8 protein-coding genes and 1 tRNA gene are annotated in these 6,431 nt (G+C 60.3%); 1 reads left to right on the top strand and 8 read right to left on the bottom strand.

Translation table 11 applies throughout. From position 1 onward, the window contains the following. Window positions 1–610 (top strand): hypothetical protein (locus tag T5B8_RS10920; protein WP_353178668.1); only part of this gene is annotated, 610 nt, incomplete at its 5' end. 66 nt (window positions 611–676) lie between these two features. Here T5B8_RS10920 and T5B8_RS10915 read toward each other — a convergent pair. The 8 genes from T5B8_RS10915 to infC all read right to left on the bottom strand — a co-directional run bounded on the left by T5B8_RS10915 (window position 677) and on the right by infC (window position 6,352). Beyond that, window positions 677–753 (bottom strand) — tRNA-Pro (locus tag T5B8_RS10915). Between the two features lie 73 nt (window positions 754–826). After that, on the bottom strand, window positions 827–1,183 hold the full coding sequence (locus T5B8_RS10910) for a MerR family transcriptional regulator (RefSeq protein WP_353178667.1): 357 nt from the start codon (window positions 1,181–1,183) through the stop codon (window positions 827–829). Then, window positions 1,167–1,466: an integration host factor subunit alpha gene (locus tag T5B8_RS10905; RefSeq protein WP_353178665.1), complete on the bottom strand. Its 300-nt coding sequence runs from the start codon at window positions 1,464–1,466 to the stop codon at window positions 1,167–1,169. Before T5B8_RS10905 ends, T5B8_RS10910 begins: the two co-directional genes overlap by 17 nt. A gap of 2 nt (window positions 1,467–1,468) precedes the next feature. Then, window positions 1,469–3,856 (bottom strand): phenylalanine--tRNA ligase subunit beta, encoded by a 2,388-nt coding sequence (gene pheT / locus T5B8_RS10900; protein ID WP_353178663.1) that lies wholly within the window; start codon window positions 3,854–3,856, stop codon window positions 1,469–1,471. 58 nt (window positions 3,857–3,914) lie between these two features. Next, on the bottom strand, window positions 3,915–4,916 hold the full coding sequence (gene pheS, locus T5B8_RS10895) for a phenylalanine--tRNA ligase subunit alpha (protein ID WP_353178661.1): 1,002 nt from the start codon (window positions 4,914–4,916) through the stop codon (window positions 3,915–3,917). A gap of 188 nt (window positions 4,917–5,104) precedes the next feature. Beyond that, window positions 5,105–5,461 carry a 50S ribosomal protein L20 gene (gene rplT / locus T5B8_RS10890; RefSeq protein WP_353178660.1) on the bottom strand — a complete coding sequence of 119 codons (357 nt, stop codon included), beginning with the start codon at window positions 5,459–5,461 and terminating at the stop codon, window positions 5,105–5,107. A 109-nt stretch (window positions 5,462–5,570) separates the two neighbouring features. Then, on the bottom strand, window positions 5,571–5,768 hold the full coding sequence (gene rpmI, locus T5B8_RS10885; protein ID WP_293623633.1) for a 50S ribosomal protein L35: 198 nt from the start codon (window positions 5,766–5,768) through the stop codon (window positions 5,571–5,573). 44 nt (window positions 5,769–5,812) lie between these two features. Then, a complete protein-coding gene (infC, locus tag T5B8_RS10880) occupies window positions 5,813–6,352 on the bottom strand; it encodes a translation initiation factor IF-3 (RefSeq protein WP_353178684.1) in 540 nt (179 codons plus the stop codon). Window positions 6,353–6,431: the final 79 nt, after the last annotated feature.

Below are 6,431 nucleotides of genomic sequence, written 5' to 3'. Positions count from 1 at the left end.
TTACGCCAGCGTTAGGATCGCGAATTTACAGAAAGGGTGTTGCTTATTCCGAGCAAACACCCGTCTGTCTATTCGATCACAAGCGCAGCTATGTGCGCGTCAGTACTGCGAGCTTATAGTGGCTATAGACGGAGCTGGGATCGCGCTTGGCACCGTCATCGGCGCGGCAATTTCGCAAATCGGGCCAATGGTGAAAGCCTTTCTCGAACATCGGGACTCGGTAAGCGACCGCGATAGAGAGCGAATTGAGCAAATGTACCGACTTGCTGAACAGCTTCAAGACGAGGCAATCCAGAAAACTCAAGAGCTATCTATCATGCGCAGCCGCGGCGAAGTTACCGACGGTTACTCGATTGCTCTCGACTCTCTCACTGAACTTCGAATAATTGCACGTCTATATTACGCAGACATTTTGAAGAACGACTTCGATCGTCTCTACCAAGCCTACTCCGAATGGCAAGACTGCGCAGGCAACTTGATGCTGGGTATCGGCCTAGGCTTTCCGGATATGGCGGCCAAAGGAGCAGACGGGATCGGCGCTGCGACGGAATCTTTGAACGGCAAAGCCACCGAATTTCAGGAAGCACTTGCCCCACTGTGCAAGCGCTAATTTCGGTATGCTCGAGAGCGGGCCTCCAGGCGAAGGCCCTACCCCGCTGATACGAAGAGGGAAAATTGGTCGGGGTAGCAGGATTTGAACCTGCGACCTTCTGCACCCCATGCAGACGCGCTACCAAGCTGCGCCATACCCCGAGAAGATGCGTATGGTATCAGAGATATGCCGTACGTCGAGCGATAATCGCAACGTCGATCGACTTGCCTGCGATCAGTCCAGATTTTGGGCGATGGCTTCGAGTTCCTGGCGGATCGAAGCGAGCGAATCGGCGGCGCTGGCCACCGGAAGCGCCGCGAGTACGCGGCCCTTGTCACGCAACTGCAGACGCGCGCCCTGAATGGTAAAACCCTGCTCGTAGAGCAACATACGGATATCGCGCGCAATGATGACATCGTGCTGCTGGTAGTAGCGGCGGTTACCGCGCCGCTTTACCGGTTTGAGCTGAGAGAACTCCTGCTCCCAGTAGCGCAGCACATGCGGCTTGACCCGACAAAGCTCGCTGACTTCACCGATCGTGAAGTAGCGTTTGTCGGGGATCCGCGGCAGTTCTTCAGCTGTTTGCGTCAATGCTCGACTCGACGCGGGCGCGCATTTTCTGGCCTGGCTTGAAACTCACCACACGTCGCGCGGAGATCGGGATTTCCTCACCGGTCTTGGGGTTCCGGCCGGGACGCTGATTCTTGTCCCGTAGCTCGAAATTGCCGAACCCGGAGAGTTTGACGTATTCCCCTTCTTCAAGGGTTTGACGTACTTCTTCAAAGAAGCAATCGACAAATTCTTTCGACTCGCGCTTGTTAAAGCCCAACTGGTCGAAAAGACTTTCGGTCAGATCCGCTTTGGTCAATGCCACGATTATTCACCCCTGATACGCGCGTCGCAGCGCTCGTGCAGAGCGGTCAGGACGCGATCGATTATTTTCTCCACCCGTTCGTCGGTAAGCGTGCTCGCTTTATCTTGGAAAATCAAGCCTAAAGCTACGCTCTTGAAACCAGTCTCAAGCCCTTCACCGCGAAACACATCGAAAATCTGAACCGAGCGCAATTCGGGCACATCGACGCTTTCGATCGCATCGACCAAGGCAGCGACCGGCACCCCCTCGGCGACGACCAACGCCAGGTCGCGGCGTACGGTCGGCTGCTCGGACAATGCTTCGAAACGGATATCGCCGGGCTTACCCAACGCTTCATAATCCACTTCAAAAACATACGGTAATTCTATGTTTTTATAGCGCTTCGAAAAGTCGGGAGATAGCTGGCCGAGCCAACCGACAGGTTTACCGTCCAGCACGATTTGTGCGCTACGGCCGGGGTGCAGGGCCGGATGGGCCGCAGCTTCAAAGGTCAGGCGGCCGGGCACGCCGGCGAACAACGCCTCGACATCGCCCTTGATGTCGAAGAAATCCAGTGCGCGGGCAGGCCGGTCCCAGTGCGTATCTTCCGCGAGACCACTGGCCAGGCCGGCCAGCGTATCGTGCTGGCCGATACCATGTTCGGACTGGCCGTCCGGAATGAAGCGCAGACCCCGCTCGTAGAGCCGAATCGTGGCCTGCTGGCGGCGTACGTTGTGATGCCAACTCGGCAGCAGCCCGGCCCACAGGGTACGCCGCATTTCCACAAGCTGATCGGAGATCGGGTTGTCCAGTACCACCGCGGGTTCGCCACCCGTGAGTTGCGCATGCAGCCCCGGCTCGACAAAGCTGTAGGTAATCGCTTCGTTATAGCCGCGTTCACGCAGGGTAATACCCGCATGGGCCGCCGTATCCAGACCGCCGTCCGCCGGCACCGGCGGCAGGGTTACGCTGGAATCGCGCGTCTGCAGATGGTCGTAGCCATACACCCGCGCGACTTCCTCGATCAGATCCGCTTCGATTTCGAGATCGTAGCGCCAGCTCGGCGGACACGCGATCCACTGGCCTTCGCCCTCGGCTTCCAGCGTGATACCCAGCGCGGGCAAAGCCTTCTCGACCCAGGCATCATCGACGCTCTGGCCCAGCAGGCGCGAAATATGGTGCGTATCGAGCGCGATACGCCGAGGCTGCGGCCATACCGGCGCACCTTCGGTTACGACGACGGGCCCGGCCGAGCCGCCCCCGTGGCCAACCAACAATTCGGCCGCGCGATCGAGGGCGAGCGAGTACAGGGCCGGATCAACGCCGCGCTCGAAGCGGTGCAGCGAATCGGTATGAATCTTGTAGCGCCGCCCCTGCCCGGCCACGGCCGCCGGCGTGAAACAGGCGGATTCGAACACGACATTGCGCGTGTGTTCGTCCACGGCCGTACGCTGGCCGCCAATCATGCCGGCGATCGCCACCGGCCCGCTGTCATCGGCGATGACCAGCGTGCTGGCATCCAGGGCGACATCTTCGCCGTCGAGGGTGACGATATGTTCGCCCTCACTCGCCAGCCTTACACAGATCGTGCCCTCGAGCTTGTCGGCGTCGAAGGCATGCATGGGCTGGCCGAACTCCAGCATTACGTAATTGCCGATATCCACCGGCAGGCTGATCCGGCGAACGCCAGCGCGGCGCAGTCGTTCGCTCATCCAGACCGGCGTCGCGGCGTTTGCCTGTATGTTCTCGATCGTGCGTGCCGCATAGGCCGCACAGCGATCGGGGGCATCGATACGCACCGCGCGCCGGGCGCCGATGCTTGCCGGCGGTGCCGAAATCGCGGGCGCGTGTACCGGCAGGTCCTGCGCGACTGCAATTTCGCGGGCCACACCACGCAGGCTCAAGCAATCGCCCCGGTTGGGGGTGAGATCTATATCCAGGATGCGATCCGGCAGCCCCAGATAGTCGCTCAGGGGCATGCCCACCGGCGCATCGGGTGCGAGCGCGAACAAGCCGGCCGAATCCTGACTCAACCCGAGCTCGCTGGCACTACAGAGCATGCCGGCCGAGGCCTCGCCGCGAATTTCCGTCGCTTCGATGGTCAGCCCGTTCGGCAGCGTGGCACCCACCAGCGCGACCGGCACCATAAGGTCGGTCGCGGCATTGGGCGCGCCGCAGACGATCGCCAGCGGCGTATCGCTGCCGACATCCACCTGGCAAAGCTTGAGCCGATCCGCCTGTGGGTGCGGCTTGCACTCGGTAATACGGCCGACCACGACGGCATCGAGCACTGGCCCGCCATCGAGCACGTCGTCCACTTCGAGCCCGGCCATGGTCAGCTCTCGGGTGAGCACATCGACCGATGCGTCGGTCTCGACCCACTCGCGCAACCACTGTTCGCTAATCTTCATACATCAGCCAATATCGAAAGAACGGTCGCACACCGCGCGCCAGCGCCGTGTGTACCCGCTAGGCGAACTGCTCGAGAAAACGCAGATCGTTGTCGTAGAATTGCCGGAGATCGGTCACGCCGTAACGCAGCATCGCCAGCCGCTCAACGCCCATGCCGACCGCATAGCCGGTATAACGCTGGCTGTCGATACCGGCAGCCTCGAGCACACGCGGATGCACCATGCCGCAGCCGAGCACTTCCATCCAGCCTGAACCCGTGCCCAGACTACGGCCATCGATATCGACTTCCGCGGAAGGCTCGGTGAACGGGAAATAGGACGGCCGAAAACGCAGCTTCAATTCGGTTGCGAAAAAACCCTCGAGAAACGCCTGCAACTCCGAACGCAGCTGGGCAAAACTTACGCCCTCGGCCACATACAGGGCTTCGACCTGATGGAACATGGGGCTATGCGTGCGATCGGAATCGCAACGGTAAACGCGTCCCGGCGCGATCACGCGAATCGGCGGCTGGCGCGATTCCATGGTGCGTACCTGCACCGGCGAAGTATGCGTGCGCAACAAAAGCCGCGCGCCATCGACATAGAACGTGTCCTGCATGGCCCGCGCGGGGTGATCCGGCGGCACGTTCAGCGCTTCGAAATTATGGTAATCGTCTTCGATTTCCGGGCCCTGGACGACCTCGAAACCGTTATGCACGAATAAACGCTCGATACGTTCGCGCGTTAACGTGATCGGATGACCTGCCCCGGGGCGCCGCCCTCGGCCGGGCAGCGTCACATCGACGCTCTCCTGCGCCATGCGGCGCGCCCTCGCCTCGGCCTCGAGGGCTTCGCGTCGGGTATTGATCGCATCCGCCAACTCGGCCTTGACGTGATTGATGCGTGCGCCTTCGTCGCGGCGCTGGTCGGGCGGCAAGGCGCCCAATTGCTTGAGCTGCGCGGTCACCGCGCCCTTTTTACCCAGCAACGATACGCGCTGCGCATCCAGGGCCTGAAGGCTGTCCGACGCCTCGATATCGGCGATCGCCTGCTTGCGCAGACGCTCGAGTTCGCTAGTCATGCGCCGCAACTCCTGCAACCGGAAATCTATGAAAAGCCCCCGGCCGACACAGGCACGCACTCACAAACACGAAAAGGGAAAGGCGACCGCCTTTCCCTTTATCGAGAATGCTCACTCGCTTGCCAATATCGGTTATACGATATCGGTCAGCCGGAGAATGCCCGATTCGAAGGAACCGGGCCAACGAGTCAGGCCTGGGCGGATTTCGCCTGCTCGACGATCGCCGCAAACGTTGCCTTGTCGCGCACGGCTAGGTCCGCGAGAATCTTGCGATCCAGCTCGATGCCGGACTTCTTCAGGCCGTTCATCAACTTGCTGTACGAGGTGCCCAGTTCCTTCGCGCCCGCGCTGATCCGCGTGATCCACAGCGCGCGGAAATCGCGCTTGCGGTTGCGACGGTCACGATAGGCGTACTGACCGGCCTTGAACACGGCCTGGCGGGCAACGCGATAGGTACGACTGCGCGCACCGTAATAACCCTTAGCCTGTTTGAGCACTTTTTTGTGACGGGCCTTGGCCGTCACGCCGCGACTGACTCGTGCCATTTTCGCGTTTCCTGTTTATAACTGTTTAAAAACTATCCGCCGACGTGCCAAACGGGCAGGTCGGCGAGCCGAATATCTTTCAGACCCGCTGCGCGCGCAGCGCCCTTCCCTATTTGTAGGGAATCAGGCGGTCCATGGCGGGCTGATCGCAATGCGCCACCAGCGCCCCCTGGGCCAGACGACGCTTACGCTTGGGCGCCTTCTTGGTCAGGATATGGTTGTCGAAAGCGCGACGGCGACGCAGCTTGCCGCTGCCGGTACGCTTGAAACGTTTCGCGGCGCCGCGGTTCGTCTTGAGCTTGGGCATAACTTCTCTCTAAATCGAACATGTCCCGGCCCGGCCGGGTCTGGTTACTTTTTGCTGTTCTTGGGCACGCCCTTGAGCGGTGCCATGACCATGGTCATCAGACGACCCTGCATCTCTGGATGCTGTTCGACACTGGCCATTTCTTCGAGGTCGTCGCGAACGCGGTCCATCAACTCCATGCCGAGTTCCTGATGGGCCATTTCGCGGCCACGAAAACGCAGCGTGATCTTGATCTTGTCGCCGTCTTCGAGAAACTCTTTAAGCTTACGCAGCTTGATGTTGTAGTCGCCCTTGTCTGTACCCGGGCGGAACTTCACTTCCTTGAGCTGCGTCTGCTTCTGTTTCTGCTTACCGGCCTGCTGCGTTTTCTTCTTTTCGAAGATGTGCTTGCCATAATCCATGATCCGGGTAACCGGCGGATTGGCATTGGGCGAAACCTCGACCAGGTCGAGTGAATACTCAGCTGCCTTTTCGAGCGCATCCTCGATTCGCATGATGCCGACTTGTTCCCCGTCGGGGTCGATCACGCGGACCTCCCGCGCGGTTATCGCATCGTTGCGACGATCCTTTTGTCCAGAAGCGATTTCAGCGTCCTCCTTGCATTACCGGCATATTCGTACTGCTTTTGCCACGCACGAATTGCGCGAAGCGCGCGAGTATAGC

Source organism: Salinisphaera sp. T5B8, from assembly GCF_040361255.1.
GTDB lineage: Bacteria > Pseudomonadota > Gammaproteobacteria > Nevskiales > Salinisphaeraceae > Salinisphaera.
Note: the sequence above shows the minus strand (reverse complement) of the source record. Positions and strands in the feature narration are given on the sequence as shown.

Coding starts and splice junctions, on each gene's coding strand:
- pheT (WP_353178663.1), bottom strand. CDS start 3,856: ATGAAGATTAGCGAACAGTGGTTGCGCGAGTGGGTCGAGACCGACGCA.
- pheS (WP_353178661.1), bottom strand. CDS start 4,916: ATGACTAGCGAACTCGAGCGTCTGCGCAAGCAGGCGATCGCCGATATC.
- rpmI (WP_293623633.1), bottom strand. CDS start 5,768: ATGCCCAAGCTCAAGACGAACCGCGGCGCCGCGAAACGTTTCAAGCGT.
- rplT (WP_353178660.1), bottom strand. CDS start 5,461: ATGGCACGAGTCAGTCGCGGCGTGACGGCCAAGGCCCGTCACAAAAAA.